Here is a 25,381-nt window from a genome sequence, read left to right on the forward strand (position 1 = left end):
TTTCCAACCGCAGCGCCTTTCCCGAGTTTTGCCATGCAACCCAAAAACCCCTTCGACTGGATGCTGTCCGAAGCCCTGGACCAGCTGACCCGCGGCGAACGGCTGCGCCAGCAGTTCGGCCGTCAGGAAGCCTGCTGGGAGCCGCCGATCGACGTGCTCGAGACCGAGCATGAGCTTTTGATCCTGGTCGCGCTTCCCGGCGTCAATCCGGACAATGTCGAGACGGTGATCCAGGACGGCGTGCTTATCATCTCCGGCCAGCGCACGCTGCCGCCGGAGCTTCGCAACGCCCGCATCCACCGCCTCGAGCTGCCGCAGGGGCGCTTCGAGCGCCGCATCGCATTGCCCCTTGGCCGCTACGCCATCAGCCGCTTCGTGATGGACGGCTGCGTCGCACTGCGCCTCGCCAAATCCTGAGGTCGATCATGGCCACCGAACAGATGAATACCGCACAGACCAATCCAGACGTGAAGATCCCCGACGACGCGCTGATCATCATCCCCGTGCGCGAGATGGTGCTCTTCCCCGGCGCCATCGCGCCGATCGCGATCGCGCGGCCGAAGTCCGTCGCCGCCGCGCAGCAGGCGCTGCGCGAGCAGCGGCCGATCGGCATCGTCCTGCAGCGCAGCCCCGAGACCGACGAGCCCGGCCCGGACGATCTCTACAAGGTCGCGACCATCGCCAACATCGTGCGCTACATCACCGCGCCCGACGGCACGCATCACATCGTCTGCCAGGGCGTGCAGCGCGCGCGCATCCTCGACTTCCTGCCGGGGACGCCGTTCCTGGCTGCGCGCTTCCAGCAGATTCCGGAGCCGACCACGTCGTCGGCCGAGATCGAGGCGCGGGCGCTGAACCTGCAGCGCCAGGCGATCGAGGCGGTCGAGCTGCTGCCGCAGGCGCCGCCCGAGCTGGTCGCGATGTTCCAGAGCACCACCGCGCCCGGCGCGCTGGCCGATCTGGCGACCTCGTTCATGGACATCAAGCCGCAGGACAAGCAGGAGGTGCTGGAGACCATCGACCTCGCTTTGCGCGTCGAGAAGGTGTCGAAGCATCTGGCCGAGCGGCTGGAGGTGCTGCGCATCAGCAATGAGATCGGCCAGAAGACCAAGGCCTCTTTCAACGAGCGGCAGCGCGAGGCGATCCTGCGCGAGCAGATGGCGACCATTCAGCGCCAGCTGGGCGAAGGCGACGGCAAGGCTGCCGAGGTCGCCGAGCTGACGGCTGCCATCGCCAAGGCCAACATGCCGCCGGAAGCGGATGCCCACGCCAAGAAGGAGCTGCGCCGCTACGAGCGCATGCCCGAGGCCGCCGGTGAATCCGGCATGGTCCGCACCTATCTCGACTGGCTGATCGAGCTGCCGTGGGCGCTGCCCGCGGAGAAGCCGATCGACATCAAGGAAGCGCGTCGCATCCTGGATGCCGATCATTTCGGCCTGGAGAAGATCAAGGGCCGGATCATCGAATATTTGGCGGTGCGCAAGCTCGCGCCGCAGGGCAAGGCGCCGATCCTGTGCTTCGTCGGACCGCCCGGCGTCGGCAAGACGTCGCTCGGCCAGTCCATCGCACGCGCGATGGATCGCCCCTTCGTGCGCGTCAGCCTCGGCGGCGTGCATGACGAGGCCGAGATCCGCGGCCACCGGCGCACCTATATCGGCGCGCTGCCCGGTAACATCATCCAGGGCATCAAGAAGGCGGGCGCACGCAATTGCGTCATGATGCTGGACGAGATCGACAAGATGGGCCGTGGCGTGCAGGGCGATCCCTCTGCCGCCATGCTGGAGGTGCTCGACCCCGAGCAGAACGGGACGTTCCGGGACAATTACCTGGGCGTGCCCTTCGACCTGTCGCGCGTGGTGTTCATCGCGACGGCCAACATGCTGGACCAGATTCCGGGTCCGCTGCTGGACCGCATGGAGCTGATCAGCCTCGCCGGCTATACCGAGGAAGAGAAGCTGGAGATCGCCAAGCGCTATCTGGTGCGGCGGCAGCTGGAGGCCAACGGCTTGACGGCCGAGCAGGCCGAGATCGAGCCGGAGGCGCTGAAGCTGGTCGTCAAGGGTTACACCCGTGAGGCCGGCGTGCGTAACCTCGAGCGCGAGATCGGCAAGGTGTTCCGCCATGCCGCGGTGCAGGTTGCCGAAGGCACGGCTGCGAAGGTCGTGGTGACGCCGAACGACATCGGCACCGTGCTCGGTCAGCCGCGCTTCGAAGGCGAGATCGCGCAGCGCACCAGCATCCCGGGCGTGGCCACCGGCCTTGCCTGGACGCCGGTCGGCGGCGACATCCTGTTCATCGAGGCCTCGCGCGTGCCCGGCCGCGGCGGGATGATCCTGACCGGCCAGCTCGGCGACGTCATGCGCGAGAGCGTGCAGGCGGCGATGACGCTGGTGAAGAGCAAGGCGTCGCAGCTCGGCATCGATCAATCGGTGTTCGAGAAGAACGACATCCACGTTCACGTTCCGGCGGGTGCGACCCCGAAGGACGGACCGAGCGCGGGCGTGGCGATGTTCACGGCGCTGACGTCACTGCTCACCAACCGCACGGTGCGGAGCGACACGGCGATGACCGGCGAGATCTCGCTGCGCGGGTTGGTGCTGCCGGTCGGCGGCATCAAGGAGAAGGTGGTGGCTGCGGCCGCCGCCGGATTGAAGCGAGTGATGCTGCCGGCGCGCAACAAGCGGGATTACGACGACATCCCGAAGAGCGCGCGGGACAAGCTCGAATTCATCTGGCTGGAGCGCGTCGACGAAGCCATCGCCGCAGCGCTCGAGCCGGCGGAAGCCCAAGTCGATGCGAAGATCGAAGCGGCGGAGTGATGCGATGAAGAAACTGCTGGAAGAAGCGAAGCGATCGCGGAAGACGCAGCGGCTGCGCCAGCTGCTCGATCGTGCCATCGACCGGGTGCGCGATGCGCTCGCCGGGCCCGAGCCGCGGCTTCAGCCGATCCCGGTTCGGGCCAGGCGCCGCAAGGGCTGAACCCCTCCGCTTCAGCCCTCGCGGTCACTTAACTCAAACCAAAAGGCCCCCTCTCATCGAGGGGGCCTTTGCGTTATCAGGCCACGGCGTCCTTGGCGGCCTTGACCGGGCGGGCGCGAACGATCTTCCGGGCCGGCTTGGCCTTGAACATCATCTCTTCACCCGTGAACGGGTTGGTGCCCTTGCGCGCCTTGGTCGCGGGCTTCTTGATGACCACGAACTTGGCGAAGCCCGGCACCAGGAACAGGCCGTTCTTCTTGAGCTCCTTGTGGCCGACGTCCGTCAGCGTCTCCATGACGCTCTTGACGTCGCGCTTGGAAAGCTCGGTGGCGGTCGCGATCTTTTCGATCAGCTGCGATTTGGAAAGTTGGGTCGGCATCGTGTCTCCTCTGATTCGTTGCCGGTTGCATATTAGACCAACCGGCGAAGGCCTATAGCCTTCTGCACAGTTTTGTCGCGGTTTTACGGGCTTTTTTGGCCCCCTGAGGCAAAAAACCCTGCATTTTAGCGGCTTCCTGCGCGGAAGGCGCCTCGGGCAGCGGTTTTTGCCTTGTTTCAAAGGCCCGCAAGCAGCCTTGCTAAAGCTGATTCGATGCTTTCGACAAGCGACGACCGGCATCTTTGTAGGATGCCGGTCGCATTTCACCCTAGAAAATAAGGCTGGATCGCCATCGTGCGGCGTTTTTCCCTGCTTTTTACGGGTCGCAGCACACTAAACACGCTCGATGATGACGGCAGGCGCCATGCCTCCCGCGGCGCACATGGTGACGAGACCGCGCTTGAGGTCGCGCCGTTCGAGCTCGTCGAGCACGGTGCCGATCAGGATCGAGCCGGTCGCGCCGATCGGGTGACCAAGCGCGATCGAACCGCCATTGACGTTAACCTTGGCGCGGTCGAGCTTGAGATCGCGGATATATTTTTCCGCAACGACCGCAAAGGCCTCGTTGATCTCGAAGAGATCAATGTCGTCGATGGTGAGCCCGGCTTTCGCCAGCACCTTGCGCGTCGCCGGCACCGGCGCGTTCAGCATCAGGGTCGGCGAGTCCCCCATGTTCGCCATCGCCACCACGCGGGCGCGGGCCTTGAGACCATGCGCCTTGGCATAGGACGGTGACGCCAGCAGGATCGCGGCGGCGCCATCGACGACGCCGGACGAGTTGCCGGCGTGATGCATGAAGTCGATGTCGAGGTCCGGATATTTCTGCAGGATCAGGCCGCGATAGGTCGTGCCCTTGTCGTCCAGCGCATAGTCGGCGACCGCCGGGAATGCGGGCTTGAGGGCTGCTAGACCTTCCATCGTGGTCTGCGGCCGCGGATATTCCTCGTGGTCGAGTGCGAGGCTGCCGTCCTCGCGATGCACGGGCACGAGGCTCTTCTTGAAGTGGCCGCCGGCAATCGCCTGCGCCGCACGCTTCTGGCTTTCGAGGCCGAGCGCATCGACGTCCTGCCGCGTGATGCCTTCCAGCGTCGCGATCGCATCGGCGCAGACGCCCTGGTGCGACTGTGGATGCCGCGCACGCAAGCGCAGATTGCCCGAGTCCATCATCATCGGACCGCCGCCACGGCGTCCCTCCATCGACATCATCTCGCATCCGCCGGCGATGACGAGATCTTCCGCGCCTGCCATGATCGAGGATGCCGCCATGTTGACGCTGGTGATGCCGGAGCCGCAGAAACGATCGAGCGTCACCGCGCTGGCGCGCACGTCATAGCCGGCATCGAGCGCCGACATGCGGCCGAGATCGCCACCCTGCGTTGCGACCTGCGCGCTGCAGCCCCAGACGATGTCGTCGACATCGGCAGTGTTGATGCCGGTGCGGTTCGCAAGCGCACGGAGCACGGTGGCGCCGAGCTGCTGCGGGTGAATGCCGGAGAGTGCCCCCTTGCCGGCCTTGCCGACACCGCGCGGGGTGCGGCAGGCATCGATGATCAGCGCGTCGGTCATGGGCGTTGTCCTCTTGTTCTTGACTGTTGAGGACGGTTTTGAATCAGGGGGACAACGGAGTCAATCGGCGCGCCGCGCGCCCGCTTCCCACCCCTTCGCAAAAAACGCGAAAACAACCCCATGCAAAGTAGGGATTGGGGTGCCGGGTGCTACCTCGCCTATTCGTAGAGCAATTGACACGTCGGGCAAAACAGGAGCAACAATCTATGATCGCCAGAATATCAGCCGCTACCTGATCGGCTAACGATGGACGTGCGGCCGCCTGGGTTCATCGGTCGGCGACGCCACAGCCGCGACTTCAACGCGCGGCGCCATCGGCGCAGCCGTTCCGGGCTCCGGAAAATTCAGCACGACGGTCTGCTGGTCGCGCACGAACGTCGCCTCGCGGCCCTGCACCGCGCGCAATCTCCAGCCCTGATAGTCGTCGCCTGTTCTCAGCCGCACGGCAGCCTTGGAGGTCTGGTCGACGAAAATGCCGAGGCTTCGGTCGTCGCCGATAACGGTGCCGACCAGCGAAAGCGGTGGAGGATGCGCCTCCTGCGCCGGCTTCGGCGGCGGTGGCTTCGCGACCGCGACCTCGGTCACCGCGACCGGCGGCGGCCGTCGCGAGGGCGAAAATACCGGACGCTCGCGCGTGCCGCTGAGGATCTCAAACGGGACCTCCCACAGCGGATTGCCTCTTCGCGCGGGCTCACCCGGCTGCTCGGCGGGCGTGCGCGGCGCCCAAACGGAAGCCGCGATGGAATCCCCGAGCGGTGTTGCGGCGAGATCACCGACGCCACGCGCGGCTTCGTCACTGAAATTATCCGCGGTCAGCGCCGCATGTGGTGCAAGCACGCAGAGCGTGGAGACCAGGAACAGATACCATGTCAGTTTCGCCACGGTTGTCCGCTCCGCCATCCAGTGCGCTCGTTGTTGCATGCGACGTGACCCTGATCAAGCAGATCGACCAAGCCAACACCGCACGCAGGCGCCGACGACTCTCGCGCACGACTGACGACGTCGTCGGACGTTGCTCGCGATGTCTTTCGTCTCCGTCGCCTGCACAGCCCTGATCGTCGTCGCCTGCCAGGTGTGAGTTCCATCGCCTGCGATCGTGCCTGTCATCGTCGTGTAAACAACCTGTCAGAGAGCGGGTGCTACACAACTACCCGCGTCGATACGACGCAGCAATTGTCATCTCTCCGTCATTCCTCAGCGAAGCGGGATCCGGGTCTGTCCATGATTGATTCCGAAGCGCGATCACGTGGTTGGCTTGGTCGGATCGCGCGAAATCAATCGACACGACGATGGCCGATCGGCGTGTTCGCTGTCGTGTCCTGGTTTGCAATGCTGGGGCTCGGAGCGATCAGCTTCGTGGCTTTGCTCGGAACCAGCGGGTTTACTCAGCCCTCACAACCACAACGCGAAGCCTGTCAGCGGCCGACATCCGGCAGCGCCATACAGGAACCGCAGGACCTTCGCAGCCACGACGGGATCCTGCAGGTCGAGCTTTCCATTCACAACAGCAAGCAGCCGGACGGCTCGACCCGTTACTGCTACCTGACGCCCGATGGCGAGATGTCGCCGACATTACGGGTCCAGCCGGGCGATCTGCTGATCGTGCGCTTCAAGAATGATCTGACCGAGCTTGCGCCGGCACGCCCGGTCGCGGATCAGCCGCAAGCACTGCCGTTCCCCGCGCCGCTATGTGTGTCGAAAAGGATCTCGGATCCGTGCGGCAGCGACGCCATGCGAGCGACATCGGCCAATCTGCACTTTCACGGGCTGACGGCGCCGCCGGTATGCCATCAGGACGATGTGCTGAAGACCTCGATCCAGCCGGAGGATCCGCCCTTCGAATACCGGTTGCGCATTCCCGCCGACGAGCCGCCCGGAGTCTATTGGTATCACCCGCATATTCACGGCTTCAGCAAGGCCCAGGTGCTCGGCGGGGCGTCGGGCGCGCTGATCATCGAAGGCGTCGAGCGGGCCGCTCCGGAACTGGCTGGTCTCCCCGAGCGGGTGTTGGTGATCCGCGACCTCGACCTTTTGAACCCCGACGCACCGCCCGCAAAATCCGAGCCGATCGTCCCGAAAAATCAGATCGACAGTGACGGTGACACCACCAACAACGGCACCGGCTTCGGCAGGCCGGCGAAAGACCTGTCCGTCAACTTCGTGCCGGTGCCTTATCCCGATTATCCGCCGGCATCGCTCAAGATGAAGCCGGGCGAGCGACAGCTATGGCGCGTTCTCAACGCCTCGGCGATCACCTATCTGAATCTCGCCGTCGTGTTCCGGCGCGCGCCGCAGCCGCTCGGCATCGTCGCCATCGATGGCGTGCCGGTCCATTTCAACGGCAGCCCGGCGCTTGCGGTCGAATGGGTCAATCGCATCGGCGTGCCGCCCGGCTCCCGCGTCGAGTTCATCGTCGAAGGTCCGCCGCTCGGCGTACCGGCGCTCTTGGTGACGCGAACGGTCGATACCGGGCCGGCCGGTGAGAACGATCCGAACCGCGCGCTCCTGTTGATCACGGCCGCGGACGATGCACCCGAACCGCAATCGAGGCTGCCGGCAAATCCGCAACCACTGCCATCAGCCGTTCGCCCCTGGATCGGAGACGTCACGCCGGCGCGCGTCAGGAAACTGTACTTCTCCGAGCAGCCGACCAATCCGGACGATCCCAACAGCCCCGTGACGTTCTACATCACCGTTGATGGCGAAAAGCCAAAGCCGTTCGATGCGGGTTCGGACATTGCGGACATCGTCGTCAGGCAAGGCGACGTCGAGGACTGGATCATCGAGAACCGCTCGACGGAATTGCACGACTTCCACACCCATCAGCTTCACTTCGAGCTGCGCGAATGGTCGGGCATGCAGGTCAACGAGCCGTTCGTGCGCGATACCGTCAACGTCCCTTATTACAACGGCCGCATGCTGCAATATCCGAGCGTGCGGCTGCGCATGGATTTTCGCGACCCGAACATCGTCGGCACCTTCGTCTACCACTGCCACCTCCTCGAGCACGAGGACAACGGCATGATGGGACGAATCCGCGTCGAGGCTGCCAACACCGCCGTTTCCACCGAGTCGTCAGGTCAACTACTACCCAAGGGAGCGCAGAATGAGCCTAAATAGACGCAAGTCACGTTTGCTAGACAGTTGCCGCATCGGACTGAGTGCATTGGCGATGGGGCAATTCTGCCTGAGTCCGGTGCTTGCGGGCGGCGCGCCGTCCCCCGCCGATCACTACACGCGGTCACCGATCAAGCACGTCATCGTCATCATCGGCGAGAACCGCAGCTTCGACCACGTGTTCGCCACTTACGTGCCGAAGGATCGCCGGCACACCATCAACAATTTGCTCTCCAGGGGCATCATCAAGCTCGACGCCAACAAGAATGCGGTCCCCGGCCCCAACTTCGAGCAAGCGCATCAGCTGGCGGCAAAGGACATCGGTTCAAAGGACGCGTTCCTGCTGAGCCCGCCGAAGCAGACTTTCCCCAACGACCAGCTGCCGGCTCCGCTGGTCGGCGGACCCAAGGTCTCCTACATCCCCAACCAGTGCGGCAGCACGCCGATCGCGCAATGCCAGGCGAGCCTGACGCTCGCGCAGCAAACGGAAACCGGCCTGGACCCGAACTACTATTCTTCACTGCTGACCGGCGGCACCGGCCAGACCTCGAAGACGCCGGACCAGCGCATCACCGCCGTCAACACCCTGCCGGCCGGCCCGTTTCAGCTGACCAACGGCAACACGTTCCTCTACGAAAGCTACGCAGCGAGCCCGGTGCATCGCTTCTACCAGATGTGGCAGCAATTGAATTGCGGTAAGGGCTCCGCCAGCCGGGACAATCCCTCGGGCTGCACCGGCAATTTGTTCGCCTGGGTCGAAGTGACCGTCGGTGCCGGTGCCAACGGCGCTGCGCAGCCGGAGACCTTCAGCACCCAATATGCGCCGGACGCAGTGACCACGGGAGAAGGTTCGACCGCGCTCGGCTTCTACAACGTGCAAAAGGGTGACGCGCCCTATTTCACGAGCCTGGCGGACAAGTACGCGATGAGCGACAACTTCCACCAATCCGTCAACGGCGGCACCGGCGCCAACCACATCATGTTCGGCCATGCCGACGCGCTCTGGTTCAGCGACTCCGACGGCAAGCCGGCGGCTCCGCCGAACGGCGTGCAGGTCTTCGGCGGCACCCCCGATGCCGGCGTCGTCCATATGATCGAGAACCCCAATCCGGCGTCCGACACCAACAACTGGTACACCGAGGACGGTTACGGCAATAGCTTCAACTCGGGCTATCCGCCTCCGTTCTCCGTCTCGCCCGCCTCGGGCGGCGGATCGTACAGCGACTGCTCCGATCCCACCCAGCCCGGCGTCAAGCCGATCAGGGATTACCTGCAGTCACTGCCGCGCCCGATTGATCCCCACTGCGAGCCCGGCCACTATTACCTGCTGAACAACTACAATCCCGGCTGGTTCGGCAACGGCAAGAACGCCTACGTCGACCATAATCCGTCGAATACGCCGTTCACCATTCCGCCGTCGTCGACCCGCAGCATCGGCGACCTCCTCAACGACAAGAATATTTCCTGGAAGTATTACGGCGACCAGTGGGACAACTACGTCGACGATCCGTACCAGCTCAATTGGGGTGCGACGGGTCCGACCGCGGATGAATACTGCAACATCTGCAATCCGTTCCAGTACGACACGTCCATCATGTCGCATCCGGACCAGGTTGCCGAGCACCTGCACGACTCGACGAAACTGTACGCAGATATTTCCGCCCGCACCCTGCCTGCAGTCTCGATCGTCAAGCCGAGCGGCTTCGTCGACGGCCACCCGGCGTCCTCCAAGCTCGATCTGTTCGAAGGCTTCACCAAGAAGATCGTCGACCAGATCCAGGCCTCGCCCTACGCGCACGACACCGCCATCTTCATCACCTTCGACGAAGGCGGCGGCTATTACGACTCGGGCTACGTGCAGCCGCTCGACTTCTTCGGCGACGGCACCCGCATTCCGTTGATCGTGGTTTCACCGCTTGTGAAGCCAGGCCATATCTCGCACCACTACGCGGATCACGTCTCGATCATCAAATTCATCGAGCGCAACTGGCAGCTGCCGACGATCACGCATCGCAGTCGCGACAACTTCCCGAACCCGGTCGCCGAGTTCGGCAATCCCTACGTTCCCCTCAACAGCCCGGCGATCAGCGATCTCTTCGACTTCTTCGAGTTCGCGGAGCACGGAGAGCCTGGATTCCCCGGCTTCCCGGGGCATTAGTCAGCCGGATCCCAATCCGGATAGCGAATGATGGCGGCCGCCCTCACGGGCGGCCGTTGCTTTTTGGAGATCAGCGAACCGCTCGACGGCAATGGAGATGCGGGAGAAAGATCACGCCCCCGCCGCGTTGTTTGCGATCACGTTGCGGTAAAAGCTCGCGCTGAGCTTTGGCGTGCGCACCTGGGTATCGAAATTGACGTGATAGAGCCCGAAGCGCTTGTTGAGCCCAAACACCCATTCGAAATTGTCCATCAGGCTCCAGAGGAAGTAGCCGCGCACCGGCACGCCCTCGGTGGTGGCGCGCTGGAGCTGGGCGAGATAATTGCGCAGATACATGATGCGGTCGGTGTCGTAGATCTTGCCGTCCTGCATCACCTGGTCGTCGCCGGACGTACCATTCTCGCTGATATAGATCGCATCCGTCTTCCAGATATTTGCAGCCAGCTTCGGCACCCAGTAGATCGTCTCGGGGCCGACGCGCAGCCAGTTCGAATTCATGTGCGGAAAGTCTTTCGGGACCGGCAGCGGCATGAAGCCCGCCCCCTGGTCGGAGGCGACGATGTAGTGCTGCGGCGCATAGATGTTGAGGCCGAGGAAGTCGACCGGCGACGAGATGATCTTCAGCTCGGCGTCAGTGTATTTCGGTGCATCGGCCCCGGCGTAATTGAGGAACGCCTCGGTGTATCGGCCCGTCATGATGACGTTGAGATAACCGGCGTTCAGCTCCCGCAACGCAATCTCGGCGGCACGGACGTTCGCGGGCGTGTCGATCGCCGGAATACAGGCATCGATGTTTTCGGCCGGCCCGACGCGCGTGCCGCGGCGGCCATGAGCGCGCACCGCCTGCACGGCGAGCCCATGCGCGAGCGCGCTGTTGTGCCGGATCTGGTTCACTTCGGCCTGCGGCAGGGTCAGGCCCGGCGCATCGATGCCGACGCCGTAACCGAAATAGACGAAGCGGCCGCTCTCGTTCAGCGTGAAGACATTCTTGACGCGATCGGTCAGGTGCTCGGCGACATAGGCGGCGTAATCGCCAAAGATCTTGCAGGTCTCGGTCGAACGCCAGCCGCCAAACCGGTCCTGCAGCGATTGCGGCAAATCCCAGTGATAGAGCGTCAGCCACGGCTCGATGCCGTTCTTCAGGAGTTCGTCGACCAGGCGATTGTAGAAGTCGAGCCCTTTCGGGTTCGGCTTGCCGTCTCCGTCTGGAAACACCCGCGGCCAGGCCACCGAGAAGCGATAGGCCTTGCAGCCGAGCTCCTTGATGAGCGCGATATCGTCCTTGTAGCGGTGATAATGCTCGTTGGCGCGGTCGCCGGTGGTGCCGTCCTCGATCTTGCCGGGGAGGCGGACGAACTTGTCCCAGATCGAGGCCCCTCGCCCGTCCTCCTCGACCGCACCCTCGACCTGATAGGACGAGGTCGCCGTGCCCCAGAGGAAATTCTGCGGAAAGCCGCCGGCGCTGCGCGACACCACTGCGGACATGGCGTCGGCGCGTTCCAGCGGAGCGGTCATGCCGGCTGCGGACAACCCCGCGATTTTCGCGAACTGGCGACGCGAGACCTTGTCCGACATTGATGCTGTGCCCCGAATTGATTGATGCGGCGGCACAATGACGGGGCGCAGGCGGTTTGAAAAGCGCCGGAACCGAAGTTTGAGGATGCAGAATTGCGCGGCCCAGGGGCGCGACATGTCGATGCAGGCGGCGGATTCGCCGCGATCAGCGCGAGCGTTTCGGCAGCTTTGGCAACCTGTCGGGATTGAACGCCGGGACCTGCCCGGTTCGTTCGGAGGCAGCCGCCGGCTGCTCCGTCAGGATAAGCGTTCCCTGGAGGATGACGCCTCCTGCCTGCCCGGCCGTCGCCGTGTAGGTCGCGATCTTGTCGGGGCACGTGCCCTTGATGTCCAGCGTCAGTTCATCATAGACGCCGAAGACGGTGACACGTCCTTCGGTATGACGCTTCGTCGACACGGTCGCGGTGAAGCGATCGCCATCGAGCTCGAGGGAACCGTGATACGTCATCAGGCTGTCGCGGCCCCAGATCTGGCCGTCCGCGACATGGACGATGCCGGTGCCCTGGTCGAGCGGCGTTTTGTACCACGCTGCGTAGGTGCCGTCCTTCAGCATGGGAGCAGTCTCCCTTGGTCTATCCGTGCCAATCATCCGCACGGTCAGCACTAAGGAACGGTTAATCACGCGGCCCGTGTCATTCCGGGCTCCGACGAGCCAGGCGCAGGGCGTTGGGCGGGCGTCCGCTTCCCCAACCCGCCTCAGAACGTCACCTGCGCTCCCGCGTAGAACGCGCGCGGACGCGCCGGGCTCAGCGAGCGGGGGTCATTGAAATTGTTGCCGCCATTCGCAAAGTTCGGCAGCGCGGTGGTGTCGAAGAAGGTGCCGTAGGTCGAATATCGGTTGTCAAAGACGTTGTCGACCTTGCCGTAGATCTGGAAGTTCTTGGTGATCTGGTAGGACGTGTGCAGGTTGAACACGGCGTAGCTCGGCAGCTTGGTCTCGAGATTGGCTTCGTCGCCGACATAATACTGGCTCGAGACCCAGAGTGCGTCGCCGCCGATTTTCCAGGCATCGGTGAGGGCGTATTCGATACCGGCCTTGATGCGATGGCGCGGGATGGCCGGGATCTGGTTGCCGGGCACAATCGATATGATGCCGCCGTTGGCGACGGCTGTCGGACTGTTGGAGGCGACGTCGAGTGCATCGAGGAAGCGGGCGTCGACGAAGGCATAGCTCGCGTGGAACTGAACCTCGTTGGACTTGAGGCTGATCTCGGCCTCCAGGCCCTGCCGGCGCGTCGAGCCGACGTTCTGGAAGAAGCCGAAGCCCTGCAGCCCCGCGATCGGCAGCGCCAGGATGTCATCATAGTTGGTCGCGCGGAATCCGCCGATCTTCCAGCCGAGCTGGCCGATGGTCAGATCCTTGGTGCCGCGGAAACCGGCTTCGACGGTCTTGGACACCACCTGCTTCAGATCGGGATCGGAGACGAGAAACGCCGCGATCAGGCAGGGATTGTTCGGATCGGCGCAGCCGAGTTCGAGCGGCGTCGGCACGCGGTTGGCTTCCGAATAGCCGGCATAGGCGGTCAGCTCCGGCGTGATCTTGTAGGTGCCGCCGATCACCGGATTGAAACGGTTGTAGGTGTGGTCGCCGTTCAGGGCGGTGCCGAGCTGATCCTCCAGCGTGACACGGGCGGCATTGAAGCGGCCGCCGCCGGTGATCGCGAAGGCGTCCGTCACGTTGAACGTGTCGAGCGCGTAGAGACCCTGATACTGGTTGACGGTACGCAGCGACACCGGACCGATCGAGGTCGGGTTGCCCGACTGTCCCAGAAAGATGCCGTTGCCTGTGACGACGTAGTTCTCGCCGATCGTCCCGAGCTCGGAGCTCGCGTCGAAATGGGTCACGCTGGCGTCGTAGCTCGCGCCGAGCACGAGACGGTTCTCGTGCCCGAACAGCCTGTCGCTGTTGGTCGCCTGGCCGGAGATGCCAAACGAGGTCGAACGCGTCGTGGTGCGATCGATCTCGCCGAGCACCGCTCCGGCCGCGAAGGGATTGGCGAGCTGGACGCCGTTCAGGCCGAAGGCGGGTGTGGAGTCGTCGCCGAAGCACAGCGTTGTCGGATCGGCGCCGCAGGGTTGAGCGTCGGTCGGGTTGCCGTCCTGGGTCTTCTGGTTGAAGCCGCGCACATGCGCCGTGCCTTCGAAGGTCCAGGTCGGCGTCGCCTCGACCTTACCGGTTAAATTGACGTAGCCGACCTTGTTGGTGTTGGTCTGCGGCGTGGTGTACGTCGCGCCCCAATAGTTTTGGAGCAATTCAATCGGCACGGTGCTAGGGCCGGCCAGATGATTGTCGGCGACGCCCATGTTGACGTGGAATTCGTTGCCCTCGAAGCGGTAGCCGACGTCGCCGTAGAAACGACGAATGTCCGAGGATGAGAAATTGCGGAAGCCGTTGTCATGCGCGCCTTCCAGCGCGCCATAGACCGCCCAGTTGTTGTCGATCTTCTTGCCCCACTGCGCGGAGCCTTGGATGCGGCCGAACGAGCCGCCCATGACGTCGATCTCGGCGCCCTGATAGGTAAAGCCGTCCTTCATCAGCAGGTTGACGGCGCCGCCGAGCGCGTTGAGGCCGAAAGCGGGATTGTTGGTGACGATCGTCGCCGAGCGGATCGCCGCGGTCGGGATCGCGTCCCAGTTCACGGTGTCGGAGAACGCTTCGTTGATGCGCACGCCGTTCTGATAGACGGCAAGCCCCTGCGGCGTGCCGGCCAGCGGCGAGGCGACATAGCCGCGAAACTCGATGTTCGGCTGAAATGGGTTGCCGGTGACTTCGGTGAGATTGACGCCCGGGACATATTGCTGAAGCGCATCGCCGATGTTCAGCGAGCCCGTGCGCTTGATCTGGGACGGATCGACGGCGCTGACGCTCGCCGGGATCTTGTCGACATCGATGCTGCCGGAGGCACCAGGCGAGGTCGGGTAGACGTAGATCCTGGGTGCCGTGGGCTTGCCGACGCTCGCAGCCGTGCGCGCGACCGGCCGCGACGGCGCTCGCCGTGCGGCTGGCGGCGGCGCCACCACCTCCACCGCGGGCAGGTTCTGAACGTTGGTCTCCTCGTCCTGCGCCGCGCGCGCGCTCGTTCCGAAACAGAGTCCGGACACCAGCCCGGTCGAAACCGAGGCCATCAGCAGAATTCGCGTGTGTCCCAGCTTGCGCATTCCCATTGTCCCACCCGTAACCCTCGGCTGTTTTTCGCCGTTTGGTTACGACGAGTGTATTCGGCGGCGGCTCGGGCACCAGCCACAAAAGGTCGCGCACAATCCGCACCCGTTTTCCCGACGAAATCGGGAATTTTTCCCGATCGGGACTTTTCCCCGACTTGACCGGGCGCAATCAGGCCGCCGCGGTCGGAACCAGCGCCTCCACAGTGACGCCGCCCTCGCCGGATGCCACGTTGAGCGTGCCGCCCAGCGCCAGAATGCGCTCGCGCATGCCGACGAGGCCGAAGCCGAGTTTTTGGCCGGGCTCCATGCCGCGGCCGTTATCGCTCACCCGCACCCGGGCGCAGGAGCGGCCGTCGCGGCCCGGCTGCTCCGCCGGCTCGATCACCACATTGATCGCGGTCGCGCCGGCGTGGCGGAACGCGTTGGTGAGCGCCTCCTGCACCACGCGATAAATCGTCAGGTCCGCGGTCTCGCCCGTCACGCCCAGCGCCGGCGAGATCGTGGTTTCGATGGTCACCTCGGGATGGGATTCCCGCCACAGCCGCGACAGCGATTCCAGCGCCTTGCCGAGGCCGAGCTCGGCGAGGCCGACCGGCCTCAGGCGCTCCAGCACGCGACGGGTGAACTGCTGCAGCGCGTTGATCTGCTCAAGCAGCGCGCCGCCGTGTTTTCGCACGGCCTCCGCGCTCGGCGCACGTCCGTCGGCGAGCTTGGCCAGCGCGCTGGCATGCGCGCGCAGCGAGAACAGATACGGCCCGAACTCGTCGTGCAGTTCGCGCGCGATCTCCTTGCGCTCGACGTCCTGGAGCGACACCGCGCGCTCGGCAAGCCGCCGCTTGCCCTCGACCGCCTCGCCGAGCGTCGCCGCGAGATGATTGAGCTTGGTGCAGATCGCAGCGAGCTCGGGCGCGCCGCCGGGCGCCGCGCGCGCGTCGTAACGGCCGTCCTCGAGTTCGCCCATCGTCTGCGTCAAGGATTGGAGCGGTGCGAGCGCCCTGCCGACCACATTCATCATCACCAGGAACAGCACCAGCGCGATGACCGAACCGACCTCGAGCTGCGTCACGATGGCGTCCCAGATCTCGGCGATCTCGTCATTGGGATGCGAGGTAATCACCAGCGAGCCGGGCTTGCCATGCACCGAGACCGGCACGCTGACGGCGGTCTGCTCGGGGTGAACCAGGCTGACGAACCAGGCGGGCGGCCCGGAGGTGTCGTCATCGGTCTCCGTGCGAGGCGGCGTCAGCGGGTTCCCGCCGGCGTCCCGGAGCGCAATGCTGACATGGCGGAGCCGATTGAGGTCACGCGCGATCTGGTTCAGCCTGGCATCGGGATCCGGCGCCTCGTTGAGATCGGCAACGATCATCTCGATGAATTCGCGCGCCAGCCGGATCACGCTCTGGTCCTCGGCCTGCACGCGCGGCCCCGCCTCCGCGACCTGGCGGCCGATGTTGACGGCGAGCCCGAGCGCAAGCAGCAGCGCCAGCAGGAGGTTGATGCGCCCGCGCAAGGATAGATTTTGCCACATTGCTCTCGCCTGCCCCACGAAGGATCGCTCGCGCCCGTCCGATAGCGTTGACAGAGACGAAGCGCCCGATATCTAATCGGAAGCGTACAGCAATCCCGGCCGGGTTGCATGACCCGACATGAGGCGCACGTCTCGCCTTGTCCGGCATCATGCGGCACGAAAAAAGAGTCCGGTGCTGTCGCGGGGAACGCTTATGCGCATTCTGATCGTCGACGATCATCCCATTGTCGCCTCCGGCTGCCGCGCCGTGCTGGCCGACGAAGGCGAGATCGAGATTTTGGAGGCCGCCGACGCCGAGGACGGCGAATGCGTCTTCATCGTCGAGCGCCCCGACCTCTGCGTGATCGACATCAACCTGCCGACCGTCTCCGGCTTCGAGCTTGCGCGCCGCATCCTCGAGCGCGCGGCCGATGCCCGCATCATCATGTTCAGCATGAACGACGACCCGGCCTTCGCCGCGCGCGCGATCGAATGCGGCGCCAAGGGCTACGTCTCCAAGACCGGCGACCCCGATGATCTCGTCGAGGCGATCCGCACCGTCGGCGGCGGCGGCACTTATCTGCCGAGCGCGATCGCGCGCAGCATCGCCTTCGCAGGGCCGACGCTGGCGCAAAGCCCGCTGTCGAAGCTGAACGCGCGCGAGATGGAGATTTTGCGGCTGCTCAGCGCTGGAAAGAGCCTGTCCGAGATCGCCTGGCTGGTACAATCGTCCTACAAGACGGTCGCCAACACCTCCTCGATCATGCGCCAGAAGCTCGGGGTGAAGACCTCGGTCGAGCTGGTGCGGCTGGCGATCGACAGCGGCGTGGCCTGACCCAGAGTTTGCGCGCGCCGCAAATTTCGGTCACACAAGCATTGCATTCTTGATGTGGTGAGATGCCACGGAGCACAATTGCATGACGATCCAGACTGTCTCGACCAACACTTCCTATGGCGGCGTGCAGGGCGTGTATCGCCATGCGAGCCAGGCGACCGGAACCGACATGGTGTTCTCGGTCTATATTCCGCCGCATGCCGACGGCGCCATGCTGCCCGTGGTCTGGTATCTCTCCGGCCTCACCTGCACCCATGCCAACGTCACCGAGAAGGGCGAATTCCGCAAAGCCTGCGCCGAGCTCGGACTGATCTTCGTCGCCCCCGACACCTCACCACGCGGGCCCGACGTGCCGGGCGATGCCAACAACGCCTATGATTTCGGCTTGGGGGCCGGCTTCTATGTCGATGCCACGGAAGCGCCGTTCGCGCGCAATTATCGCATGTGGAGCTATGTCACCGACGAGTTGCCCAAATTGGTATCGGGAAATTTTCCCGTCGATGCCAAGCGGCAGTCGATCATGGGTCATTCCATGGGCGGCCATGGCGCGCTGACGGTGGCGCTGCGCAACCCGCACCGCTATCGCGCCGCCAGCGCCTTCGCCCCGATCGTGGCGCCGTCGCAGGTGCCATGGGGCATCAAGGCCCTGACCGGCTATCTCGGGCCGAACAAGGAGGCCTGGCGCAGCCATGACACGGTGGCGCTGATCGAGGACGGCGCGAAATATTCAGGCTTCCTGGTCGACGTCGGCGAGGCCGACAATTTCCTGAAAGAGCAGCTCAAGCCGGAGCTGCTGCAGGCGGCCTGCAACAAGGCCAACATCCCGCTGACGCTGCGGCGCCAGCCGGGCTATGACCACAGCTATTATTTCATCTCGACGTTCATGACCGACCATCTGCACTGGCACGCGGAGCGGCTGAAGGGGTGAGTTCTCTCACCCCTACTCCGGCTTGCCGTAGTTCGGCGCCAGCAGGCGGTTGCGGATCAGATAGCTCATCGTGCGCGACCAGGATTCGTCGGTGTTGCCGCGCATGTCGGCGCTGGCGGCCGTGATCATCTTGCCGGTCTTCACGTCGCGCAGATAGATGTTGAGGTTGATGATCAGGTTCGAAACCTTCTGCACCATGCCGGTGATCTCGAGGTCGGCTCCCAACTGCCCGGCCAGCTTGAGGTCGCAGTCACCGCAGGCCTGCAGATTGGCGTGATGCGCGGCATCCCTGATCGGCGCGATATCGAGCATCTGGAACCGGCCTGACTCAGCCAGTTCCTTGCGCAGCTGGTCGCTGATATGCGCGAGCCGCGCCTCTTCCGGCCTGGAGCCGTAGAACTCGCCGGGCAGGCTGGTGTCGATCAGCTCGAAATCGAACACGGCGAGCTTCGGCGGATCGGCGGCTGCCTGCGATCCCATCAGCAGCAAAGCCGCGAAACATATCAGCGCTCGCATGATCGTGATTCCGCCCGTGGTGTCGCGACGACCAAATGCGGGGTTGCAAGCCCGGCCAAATCGGTCATGCTTCAAGAGAGACAATTCTTCACCGACGGTCAAGCCGGGGAGAACGTCAGGAGGAAGCATGATCCGATGGTTGCTCGGCCCGATCGGCCTGTGTCTGGCAGCGATGCAAGCGCTCGCGGCCGACCCGGTCACGATCGGCGTCGGCTATCTCGGCGTCGCCGGCACCAGATCGACGCTCTCGCTGGTCGAGCAGCCCGCGGACAATGACGGCGTCGCCGGCGCGAAGCTCGCGATCGAGGACAACAACACCACCGGGAAATTCCTCAACCAGCGCTTCACGCTGGAAGAGCGCCGCATCAAGGAAGGCGAGGACGTGGTCCAGGCCGCGACCGCGCTTGCCGAGCACAACGGCTTTGTCATCACCGACCTTCCGGCCGACGCGCTGTTGAAGGTCGCGGACGCCCTGCGCGACCGCGGCACGCTGCTGTTCAACGCCGGCGCGATCGACGAGCGGCTGCGCGAGGCCGATTGCCGCGCCAACGTGATCCACAGCGCGCCCACGCGGTCGATGCTGGCCGATGCGCTCGGCCAGTATCTGGTGTGGAAGCGATGGCCGCGCTGGCTGCTGGTGGTCGGCTCGCATGACGAGGACAAGCTCTACGCCGATGCGCTCCGTCGGGCCGCCACGCGGTTCGGCGCCAAGATCGTGCAGGAGCGCACCTTCGAAGACACCGGCGGCGCGCGCCGCACCGACTCCGGCGTGACGCTGATCCAGCGGCAGATGCCGGTGTTCACGCAACAGGCGCCCGCCTATGACGTGCTGGTCGCCGCCGACGAGAGCGAGGTGTTCGCGGCCTATCTGCCCTACCGCACCTGGGATCCCCGCCCGGTCGCAGGCTCGGCTGGCCTGGTGCCGCGCAGCTGGGACGCCGCGCAGGACCAGTGGGGCGCGACGCAGATGCAGAACCGCTTCATGAAGCTGAACTCACGTCGCATGACCGCGCTCGACATGCAGGCCTGGACGGCCGTGCGCATGATCGGCGAGGCCACCTCGCGCACCAATTCGGGCGACGTCAAGAAGGTCACCGATTTCATCAAGGGACCGGACTTCTCCGTCGCCGCTTTCAAGGGCACCAAGCTGACGCTGCGCGACTGGAATCTCCAGCTCCGCCAGCCGATCCTGCTGGTCGACGGCCGCATGGTGGTATCGGTGTCGCCGCAGGAAGGGTTTCTGCACCAGGTCTCCGAGCTCGACACGCTCGGCTACGATCGTCCGGAGAGCAAATGCAAGCTGAAATGAGGACACGGATGTTGCGCGTGGGACTGCTGTCCGGACTGGTGCTGGCGGCAGCGCCCGCGCATGCCTTCGTCGCCTATGTCTCGAACGAGAAGAGCAACACGGTGTCGGTGATCGACACCGACAGCTGGACGGTGACCAAGACCATCAAGGTCGGCCAGCGTCCGCGCGGCATCGAGTTCACCCGCGACGGCAAGTTCGTGATGGTCGCGGTCGGCGACGACGACACCATCCAGGTGATCGATGCCAAGACGCAGGCCATTGTCGACACCCTGCCCTCCGGGCCCGACCCGGAATTATTCACCCAGGATGCCGCCGGCAAGACGCTCTATGTCGCCAATGAGAACGACAACACGGTCACCGTGATCGATCTGGAGAAGCGCGTCCGCCTCGGCGATATCCAGGTCGGCGTCGAGCCCGAAGGCATGACCATCAGCCCCGACGGCAAGACTTTGATCAACACGTCTGAGACGACCAACATGGCGCATTTCATCGACACGTCGTCGCGCCAGATCGTCGCCAACGTGCTGGTCGATGCACGGCCGCGCTTTGCCGAGTTCAAACACGACTCGTCCGAATTGTGGGTGTCGTCCGAGATCGGCGGCACCGTGTCGATCGTCGATCCCCAAAAGCACGAGGTGATCGGCAAGGTCAATTTCGAGATTCCGGGCTTGAGGAAGGAGGCGATCCAGCCGGTCGGCATCGGCATGACCAAGGACGACAAGACCGCTTTCGTCGCGCTCGGCCCCGCCAACCGCGTCGCCGTGGTCGATGTCGCCACGCGCAAGGTGACGAAATATCTGCTGGTCGGCCAGCGCGTCTGGCACATGGCGTTCACGCCGGATGAAAAATATCTGCTCACCACCAATGGCGTGTCGAACGACGTTTCCGTCATCGACGTCGCCGCGCAAAAGGTGATCAAGACCATTCAGGTGGGCGAACTGCCCTGGGGCATCACGATCGCACCATGACCAGCCCTGCTCCCATCGCCGAACCTCGCGAGACACCACGGCCCGATCCCGCCACGGTGCCGGCGCTGTCGATCGACGGCGTCAGCCATTCCTACGGCCCGCGCCGGGCTCTGATCGATGTCTCTTTCAACGTGCAGCCGGCGAGCTTCACCGCCTTGCTCGGCCTCAACGGCGCCGGCAAGAGCACGCTGTTCTCGCTGATCACGCGGCTGTTCGGCATCCAGACCGGCCGCGTCGGCATTTTCGGCCATGACATCAGCCGTTCACCCGGCGAGGCGCTGCGGCTGCTCGGCGTCGTGTTCCAGCCGCGCACGCTCGATCTCGATCTGTCGCTGACACAAAACCTGCTCTATCACGCCGCGCTCCACGGCATCAGCCGTCGCGAGGCGGCCGCGCGCAGCGCCGAGCTGCTCGCGCGCATTGGCCTCTCGGACCGCGCCGGCAGCAAGGTGCGCGATCTCTCCGGCGGGCAGATGCGTCGGCTGGAGATCGCACGCGCACTCTTGCACCGGCCGCGGCTGTTGCTGCTGGACGAGCCGACCGTCGGGCTCGACGTCAAGGCGCGCGCCGACATCATCAGCCATGTCCGCCAGCTCGTGACCGAGCAAGGCATCGGCGTGCTCTGGGCCACTCATCTGTTCGACGAAATCATGGCCGGCGACGACCTCGTGGTGCTGCACCAGGGCAAGGTGCTGGCGCAGGGGCCGATGAGCCGCGTCATCACCGAGGCCGGCGCCCAGGACGTCAACACCGCCTTCATGCGCCTGACCGGTGCGCAAGTGATGCCGGGAGGCGGCGCATGAGCAGCATCACCACGCGCCACGCGCCGCGCGGCTTCTCGGCCGGCGAGTACATGACCTGCCTGACCGGCATCGTCTGGCGCGAGGGCCTGCGCTTCCTGCATCAGCGCGAGCGTTTCGTCTCGGCGCTGGTGCGGCCCCTGGTGTGGCTGTTCATCTTCGCCGCCGGCTTCCGCCAGGTGCTCGGCATCTCCATCATCCCGCCTTACGAGACCTACATCCTCTACGAGGTCTTCATCGCACCGGGGCTGATGGCGATGATCCAGCTGTTCAACGGCATGCAGTCCTCGCTCTCGATGGTCTATGACCGCGAGATGGGCAATATGCGTACGCTGCTGGTGAGCCCGCTGCCGCGCGGCTTCCTGCTGTTCTGCAAGCTTCTCGCCGGCACCGCGGTGTCGCTGCTCCAGGTCTATGCCTTCCTGATCATTGCCTGGTTCTGGGACATCACGCCTCCGCCGATCGGCTATCTCACCGTGTTGCCGGCGCTGATCCTGTCCGGGCTGATGCTCGGCTCGCTCGGCATGCTGATCTCCTCCGGCATCAAGCAGCTCGAGAACTTTGCCGGTGTCATGAACTTCGTGATCTTCCCGATGTTCTTTGCCTCCTCCGCGCTCTACCCGCTCTGGCGGGTGCAGGAGGGCAGCCCCTATCTCTATTATGTCTGCCAGGCCAACCCGTTCACCCATGCGGTCGAGCTGATCCGGTTTGCACTGTATGGGCAGATCAACTGGATCTCGCTCGCCGTGGTCGCCGGCTGTACAATCGTCTTCATGATCGCCGCGATCTATGCCTATGATCCCTCGCGCGGGCTGGCACGGCGCGGGCCTGCGGGAGGCGAAGGATGACGGTTCGAACACTTGCTCGGACACTTGCCATGGCAGCGCTTGCGTTTGCGGTCTCGACCGCCGCCGCACGCGCAGCCGATCCGCGCTATCCCGACTGGCCCTGCTCGCAGGCCAAGGTGCCCGAGATCTCGCTTGCGGCGGTCTGGGCCGGTCCTGCGCTCGACGACGCCGCGAGCAAGTGGAAGGACGACAGCAAGGTCAGCGCCCTGGTCTCGAAGCTCGCGGCGCGCAAGACGCCGCTGGATGAAGCCGAAAAGTCGGTGAAGGAATTCTTGAGCGGCTCCGCGGCCGACAAGACCGCCAACGCAAAACTGCTGTTCGCCGGCCTGTTCGACACGCTGAACGCCCAGCGTTCCCAGGTCATGAGCGGGCTCGAACGCGTCAGCCGCAAGCAGCGCGAGGCCGCCGACAAGATCCGCGACGAGACCATCCAGCTCCAGGCGCTGCAGGACGCGACGCCGCGCGACGACACCAAGGTCGACGCGATGAGCAACCAGCTGATCTGGGAGACCCGCATTTTCGAGGATCGCCGCAAGGTGGTGCGCTTCGTCTGCGAGGTTCCGACCACGATCGACCAGCGCCTGTTCGCGCTCGGCCGCGTTATCCAGCAGGAAATGGAATAGCGTCAGTCCCTCTGACGGCTTTCGTAAAAGTTCCCGCGATATCAAGGTGATCATTCATGTTTGCCGCGCTATCTGCCGGAACCAAATCGTTCTAGGATGGCTTGTCCTGTGAATCCAGTAACGGGAGGCCTCGATGGGAACAGCAAAATTCATCCTCGCAGGTGCTGCAGCCATCACCGTGCTCGCATCCTCCGCCTTTGCTGACGACATGACCGGAATGGTCACCAGCATCAATCGGCTCAACAACACGATCTCGATCCAGCAGATGCAGAAGGGCACGGTCGGCGGCAGCGCCGGCGGCGCGGGCGCGCTCCAGCAGTACAAGGCCAAGGACGCCGCGATGCTGGATTCCGTCCATGCCGGCGATCGGGTGACATATTCCGCGACGGACAGCGATGGCACGGGCACACTGACGAAGCTGCAGAAGCAATAGCAATCTCATTTGTAGCCATCCTTCGAGACGCCCGCCTTTCGGCGGGCTCCTCAGGATGAGGTCTGGCTTCGCGGCGAGATGTTAGACCCTCATGGTGAGGAGACCGCGAAGCGGTCGTCTCGAACCACGAGGCCACCGCTGTCGCGTCTCGCCTACTGCTCCGGGCGAGGCTCCGGCTGTGCCTCCTCCGTCGGCAGATTCGCGCGCTCCCAGCCGTCGGTGCCATCAGGGTACCAGGCGACGTTGGCATAGCCGTAAGCGAGCGCGCGCTTGGCGGCGTTCCAGGACATCCAGCAATCGGCGAGGCAATAGATCACGAGCAGCGCGGCCTTGTCGCCGTGCGACGCCTGCGCAAGACCGCGCTGAAGATAATCGTCCATCGCCGACGGCAGCGCGCCGTAGCCTGTGTCGGGCAGCCAGACGCTGCCGGGAATGTTTTTCCGCGGCGCATCCCGCCACACCGTGCCCGCAGGCAGGTTCTTCGGCTTCGGCGCGCGCGGCAGCACATCGATGAAGGCACCGCTCTTCGCGCGCCAGATCGCCTCGGTCTCCGCCGTCGTCAGCACGCGCGCGCCTTGCAGCGTCGCCGGCACCGGCGCGCGGTAATTGTCGGTGCGATAGCCCCCGGGCTCGAACGGCTCCTGCTGCTGCGCCAAAGCCGGCCCCGCCAGCATGGCGGCGACCAGCGCAGCGGCAAGAGGTCGCCTCATGGCGCCTTCTTGGCCGCCTCCACACCGAGCGGCTTGTCGTTTTCATCCAGCAACGGCACGCCGAAGTCGAGCAGGATCTTGTTGATCTCGCCCTGGTTCTCCTGAATCAGCTTGTTGAGCTGGCGCTTCCAGTTCTGGTCGGCGGCGCGCACGCCCATGCCGATGCGATAGACCAGCTTGGGGCCGGTGGTTTCCTTCACCAGCGGGGTCACGTGCATCGCGCCGACCTTCTTGGCGTAGTAGCCCGCCATCGGTCCCCACAACACGCCGGCGTCGATCTTGCCGGCAGCGAGATCGTCGATCATGGCCTGCGCCGAATTGTCGTAGCGCGTGTCGATCATCAACGGATAGGGTTTTGCGTCGCCCATCAGCCCTGCGATGGCCATGTTGGTCGCGGGCGGCGTGCCGGCGACGATGCCGACATGCTTGCCTTTCAGCTTCGGGTCTTCGAGCGTGTCGACGTCCTCCAGCCCGCTGCCCGCTTTCGCAACCAGCGCATAGGACGTGCGATAATAGGGATTGGTGCCCTGCACGAGGTCGTCGCCTTGCGGGAAGCCCATGATGACATCGCAGCGATGCGCACCCAGCGTCATGCGCACGAAGCCCGTGGCCTGCGGGAAGAAGACGTAGTCGAGCTTCTTCTGAAGCTTGTCCGCGAACAGCTCGGCGAGCTTGTTCTCGATGCCCTCGCCCTTCTCGTTGGAGAACGGCAGATTGCGCGGATCGGCGCAGACGCGCAGCACCTTGGGGTCGACCAGCTCGAACGAGAGGTCACCACCATCGGTCGTCTGCGCGCGAGCGATGTCGCCGATCGCACACGACACCGCCATCACACACAGTGAAATCAACCAGCGACGATGTCGTCCGGCCTCCATCGCGCTTCCTCCTCATTTCATTCGAATGCTATCCATGCAACGCAGGACGCACCATGTTCTGCCAAACTTCGCGTTGGCTTGTTGTGCTGC

23 protein-coding genes are annotated in these 25,381 nt (G+C 64.5%); 13 read left to right on the top strand and 10 right to left on the bottom strand.

Annotated elements, in window-relative coordinates; translation table 11 throughout:
* Positions 1 to 33: 33 nt before the first annotated feature.
* The 3 genes from NLM31_RS30915 to NLM31_RS30925 are packed head-to-tail and all read left to right on the top strand — an operon-like array spanning position 34 to position 2,979.
* Positions 34 to 417 carry an Hsp20/alpha crystallin family protein gene (locus NLM31_RS30915; RefSeq protein WP_148771077.1) on the top strand — a complete coding sequence of 128 codons (384 nt, stop codon included), beginning with the start codon at positions 34 to 36 and terminating at the stop codon, positions 415 to 417.
* Between the two features lie 8 nt (positions 418 to 425).
* On the top strand, positions 426 to 2,819 hold the full coding sequence (gene lon / locus NLM31_RS30920) for an endopeptidase La (RefSeq protein WP_254194758.1): 2,394 nt from the start codon (positions 426 to 428) through the stop codon (positions 2,817 to 2,819).
* Between the two features lie 4 nt (positions 2,820 to 2,823).
* Entirely contained in the window at positions 2,824 to 2,979 is a 156-nt protein-coding gene (locus NLM31_RS30925) for a hypothetical protein (protein ID WP_254132923.1), read from the top strand.
* A gap of 76 nt (positions 2,980 to 3,055) precedes the next feature.
* Here the strand turns inward: NLM31_RS30925 and NLM31_RS30930 are convergent, their stop codons facing one another.
* From NLM31_RS30930 to NLM31_RS30940, 3 genes are all read right to left on the bottom strand, one after another.
* Positions 3,056 to 3,358: an HU family DNA-binding protein gene (locus NLM31_RS30930; RefSeq protein ID WP_148771079.1), complete on the bottom strand. Its 303-nt coding sequence runs from the start codon at positions 3,356 to 3,358 to the stop codon at positions 3,056 to 3,058.
* 333 nt (positions 3,359 to 3,691) lie between these two features.
* A complete protein-coding gene (locus tag NLM31_RS30935; protein WP_254194759.1) occupies positions 3,692 to 4,924 on the bottom strand; it encodes an acetyl-CoA C-acetyltransferase in 1,233 nt (410 codons plus the stop codon).
* Between the two features lie 240 nt (positions 4,925 to 5,164).
* On the bottom strand, positions 5,165 to 5,806 hold the full coding sequence (locus tag NLM31_RS30940) for a general secretion pathway protein GspN (RefSeq protein WP_254194760.1): 642 nt from the start codon (positions 5,804 to 5,806) through the stop codon (positions 5,165 to 5,167).
* Positions 5,807 to 6,238: 432 nt separating this feature from the next.
* Here NLM31_RS30940 and NLM31_RS30945 point away from each other — a divergent pair, with 432 nt between their 5' ends.
* Complete coding sequence (locus tag NLM31_RS30945; protein WP_254194761.1) at positions 6,239 to 8,044, top strand: multicopper oxidase family protein; 1,806 nt, start codon at positions 6,239 to 6,241, stop codon at positions 8,042 to 8,044.
* Positions 8,031 to 10,199, top strand: a complete 2,169-nt coding sequence (locus NLM31_RS30950; protein ID WP_254194762.1) for an alkaline phosphatase family protein — start codon at positions 8,031 to 8,033, stop codon at positions 10,197 to 10,199. The genes NLM31_RS30945 and NLM31_RS30950 overlap by 14 nt, the downstream gene beginning before the upstream one ends.
* A gap of 111 nt (positions 10,200 to 10,310) precedes the next feature.
* On the opposite strand, the gene NLM31_RS30955 is transcribed toward NLM31_RS30950, so the two are convergent.
* The 4 genes from NLM31_RS30955 to NLM31_RS30970 form a co-directional block, all read right to left on the bottom strand.
* A complete protein-coding gene (locus NLM31_RS30955; protein ID WP_254194763.1) occupies positions 10,311 to 11,774 on the bottom strand; it encodes a GH1 family beta-glucosidase in 1,464 nt (487 codons plus the stop codon).
* Positions 11,775 to 11,919: 145 nt separating this feature from the next.
* A complete protein-coding gene (locus NLM31_RS30960; protein ID WP_254194764.1) occupies positions 11,920 to 12,327 on the bottom strand; it encodes a hypothetical protein in 408 nt (135 codons plus the stop codon).
* A gap of 143 nt (positions 12,328 to 12,470) precedes the next feature.
* Positions 12,471 to 14,939 carry a TonB-dependent receptor gene (locus NLM31_RS30965; RefSeq protein ID WP_254194765.1) on the bottom strand — a complete coding sequence of 823 codons (2,469 nt, stop codon included), beginning with the start codon at positions 14,937 to 14,939 and terminating at the stop codon, positions 12,471 to 12,473.
* Positions 14,940 to 15,108: 169 nt separating this feature from the next.
* Complete coding sequence (locus NLM31_RS30970; RefSeq protein WP_254194766.1) at positions 15,109 to 16,467, bottom strand: histidine kinase; 1,359 nt, start codon at positions 16,465 to 16,467, stop codon at positions 15,109 to 15,111.
* Positions 16,468 to 16,660: 193 nt separating this feature from the next.
* On the opposite strand from NLM31_RS30970, the gene NLM31_RS30975 reads away from it, so the two are divergent.
* Together NLM31_RS30975 and fghA are read left to right on the top strand one after the other, a co-directional pair.
* The gene (locus tag NLM31_RS30975) at positions 16,661 to 17,281 is read left to right on the top strand and encodes a response regulator transcription factor (RefSeq protein ID WP_027534106.1); all 621 of its coding nucleotides are present in this window, start codon (positions 16,661 to 16,663) and stop codon (positions 17,279 to 17,281) included.
* An 82-nt stretch (positions 17,282 to 17,363) separates the two neighbouring features.
* A complete protein-coding gene (fghA, locus tag NLM31_RS30980) occupies positions 17,364 to 18,209 on the top strand; it encodes an S-formylglutathione hydrolase (RefSeq protein WP_254194767.1) in 846 nt (281 codons plus the stop codon).
* Between the two features lie 12 nt (positions 18,210 to 18,221).
* Here fghA and NLM31_RS30985 read toward each other — a convergent pair whose 3' ends face one another.
* Positions 18,222 to 18,725: a DUF3280 domain-containing protein gene (locus tag NLM31_RS30985; protein ID WP_254194768.1), complete on the bottom strand. Its 504-nt coding sequence runs from the start codon at positions 18,723 to 18,725 to the stop codon at positions 18,222 to 18,224.
* A 127-nt stretch (positions 18,726 to 18,852) separates the two neighbouring features.
* On the opposite strand from NLM31_RS30985, the gene NLM31_RS30990 reads away from it, so the two are divergent.
* The 6 genes from NLM31_RS30990 to NLM31_RS31015 all read left to right on the top strand — a co-directional run bounded on the left by NLM31_RS30990 (position 18,853) and on the right by NLM31_RS31015 (position 23,706).
* Positions 18,853 to 20,034 carry an ABC transporter substrate-binding protein gene (locus NLM31_RS30990; protein WP_254132935.1) on the top strand — a complete coding sequence of 394 codons (1,182 nt, stop codon included), beginning with the start codon at positions 18,853 to 18,855 and terminating at the stop codon, positions 20,032 to 20,034.
* Positions 20,019 to 21,002, top strand: coding sequence for a YVTN family beta-propeller repeat protein (locus NLM31_RS30995; protein ID WP_254194769.1), 984 nt, complete (start codon positions 20,019 to 20,021; stop codon positions 21,000 to 21,002). The genes NLM31_RS30990 and NLM31_RS30995 overlap by 16 nt, the downstream gene beginning before the upstream one ends.
* On the top strand, positions 20,999 to 21,805 hold the full coding sequence (locus NLM31_RS31000) for an ABC transporter ATP-binding protein (RefSeq protein ID WP_254194770.1): 807 nt from the start codon (positions 20,999 to 21,001) through the stop codon (positions 21,803 to 21,805). Before NLM31_RS30995 ends, NLM31_RS31000 begins: the two co-directional genes overlap by 4 nt.
* Entirely contained in the window at positions 21,802 to 22,650 is an 849-nt protein-coding gene (locus tag NLM31_RS31005) for an ABC transporter permease (protein ID WP_254194771.1), read from the top strand. Before NLM31_RS31000 ends, NLM31_RS31005 begins: the two co-directional genes overlap by 4 nt.
* 29 nt (positions 22,651 to 22,679) lie before the next feature.
* Positions 22,680 to 23,273, top strand: coding sequence for a hypothetical protein (locus NLM31_RS31010; protein ID WP_375143596.1), 594 nt, complete (start codon positions 22,680 to 22,682; stop codon positions 23,271 to 23,273).
* 133 nt (positions 23,274 to 23,406) lie between these two features.
* Positions 23,407 to 23,706 (top strand): copper-binding protein, encoded by a 300-nt coding sequence (locus NLM31_RS31015; protein WP_254194772.1) that lies wholly within the window; start codon positions 23,407 to 23,409, stop codon positions 23,704 to 23,706.
* Positions 23,707 to 23,858: 152 nt separating this feature from the next.
* Here the strand turns inward: NLM31_RS31015 and NLM31_RS31020 are convergent, their stop codons facing one another.
* Positions 23,859 to 24,416: a PQQ-dependent catabolism-associated CXXCW motif protein gene (locus NLM31_RS31020; protein WP_254194773.1), complete on the bottom strand. Its 558-nt coding sequence runs from the start codon at positions 24,414 to 24,416 to the stop codon at positions 23,859 to 23,861.
* Positions 24,413 to 25,291, bottom strand: coding sequence for a substrate-binding domain-containing protein (locus NLM31_RS31025; protein ID WP_375167512.1), 879 nt, complete (start codon positions 25,289 to 25,291; stop codon positions 24,413 to 24,415). The genes NLM31_RS31020 and NLM31_RS31025 overlap by 4 nt, the downstream gene beginning before the upstream one ends.
* Positions 25,292 to 25,381: the final 90 nt, after the last annotated feature.

The sequence above is a fragment of the Bradyrhizobium sp. CCGUVB4N genome (assembly GCF_024199945.1).
Lineage (GTDB): Bacteria > Pseudomonadota > Alphaproteobacteria > Rhizobiales > Xanthobacteraceae > Bradyrhizobium.

Bases quoted from the DNA above. Each gene is read 5' to 3' on its own strand.
- fghA (WP_254194767.1), top strand. From the start codon at position 17,364: ATGACGATCCAGACTGTCTCGACCAACACTTCCTATGGCGGCGTGCAG.
- NLM31_RS30965 (WP_254194765.1), bottom strand. From the start codon at position 14,939: ATGGGAATGCGCAAGCTGGGACACACGCGAATTCTGCTGATGGCCTCG.
- NLM31_RS31015 (WP_254194772.1), top strand. From the start codon at position 23,407: ATGGGAACAGCAAAATTCATCCTCGCAGGTGCTGCAGCCATCACCGTG.
- NLM31_RS30975 (WP_027534106.1), top strand. From the start codon at position 16,661: ATGCGCATTCTGATCGTCGACGATCATCCCATTGTCGCCTCCGGCTGC.
- NLM31_RS30960 (WP_254194764.1), bottom strand. From the start codon at position 12,327: ATGCTGAAGGACGGCACCTACGCAGCGTGGTACAAAACGCCGCTCGAC.
- NLM31_RS30970 (WP_254194766.1), bottom strand. From the start codon at position 16,467: ATGTGGCAAAATCTATCCTTGCGCGGGCGCATCAACCTCCTGCTGGCG.
- NLM31_RS31025 (WP_375167512.1), bottom strand. From the start codon at position 25,291: ATGGAGGCCGGACGACATCGTCGCTGGTTGATTTCACTGTGTGTGATG.
- lon (WP_254194758.1), top strand. From the start codon at position 426: ATGGCCACCGAACAGATGAATACCGCACAGACCAATCCAGACGTGAAG.
- NLM31_RS31005 (WP_254194771.1), top strand. From the start codon at position 21,802: ATGAGCAGCATCACCACGCGCCACGCGCCGCGCGGCTTCTCGGCCGGC.
- NLM31_RS31020 (WP_254194773.1), bottom strand. From the start codon at position 24,416: ATGAGGCGACCTCTTGCCGCTGCGCTGGTCGCCGCCATGCTGGCGGGG.
- NLM31_RS30935 (WP_254194759.1), bottom strand. From the start codon at position 4,924: ATGACCGACGCGCTGATCATCGATGCCTGCCGCACCCCGCGCGGTGTC.
- NLM31_RS30925 (WP_254132923.1), top strand. From the start codon at position 2,824: ATGAAGAAACTGCTGGAAGAAGCGAAGCGATCGCGGAAGACGCAGCGG.
- NLM31_RS31010 (WP_375143596.1), top strand. From the start codon at position 22,680: ATGGCAGCGCTTGCGTTTGCGGTCTCGACCGCCGCCGCACGCGCAGCC.
- NLM31_RS30930 (WP_148771079.1), bottom strand. From the start codon at position 3,358: ATGCCGACCCAACTTTCCAAATCGCAGCTGATCGAAAAGATCGCGACC.
- NLM31_RS30950 (WP_254194762.1), top strand. From the start codon at position 8,031: ATGAGCCTAAATAGACGCAAGTCACGTTTGCTAGACAGTTGCCGCATC.
- NLM31_RS30915 (WP_148771077.1), top strand. From the start codon at position 34: ATGCAACCCAAAAACCCCTTCGACTGGATGCTGTCCGAAGCCCTGGAC.
- NLM31_RS30985 (WP_254194768.1), bottom strand. From the start codon at position 18,725: ATGCGAGCGCTGATATGTTTCGCGGCTTTGCTGCTGATGGGATCGCAG.
- NLM31_RS31000 (WP_254194770.1), top strand. From the start codon at position 20,999: ATGACCAGCCCTGCTCCCATCGCCGAACCTCGCGAGACACCACGGCCC.
- NLM31_RS30990 (WP_254132935.1), top strand. From the start codon at position 18,853: ATGATCCGATGGTTGCTCGGCCCGATCGGCCTGTGTCTGGCAGCGATG.
- NLM31_RS30995 (WP_254194769.1), top strand. From the start codon at position 20,019: ATGCAAGCTGAAATGAGGACACGGATGTTGCGCGTGGGACTGCTGTCC.
- NLM31_RS30955 (WP_254194763.1), bottom strand. From the start codon at position 11,774: ATGTCGGACAAGGTCTCGCGTCGCCAGTTCGCGAAAATCGCGGGGTTG.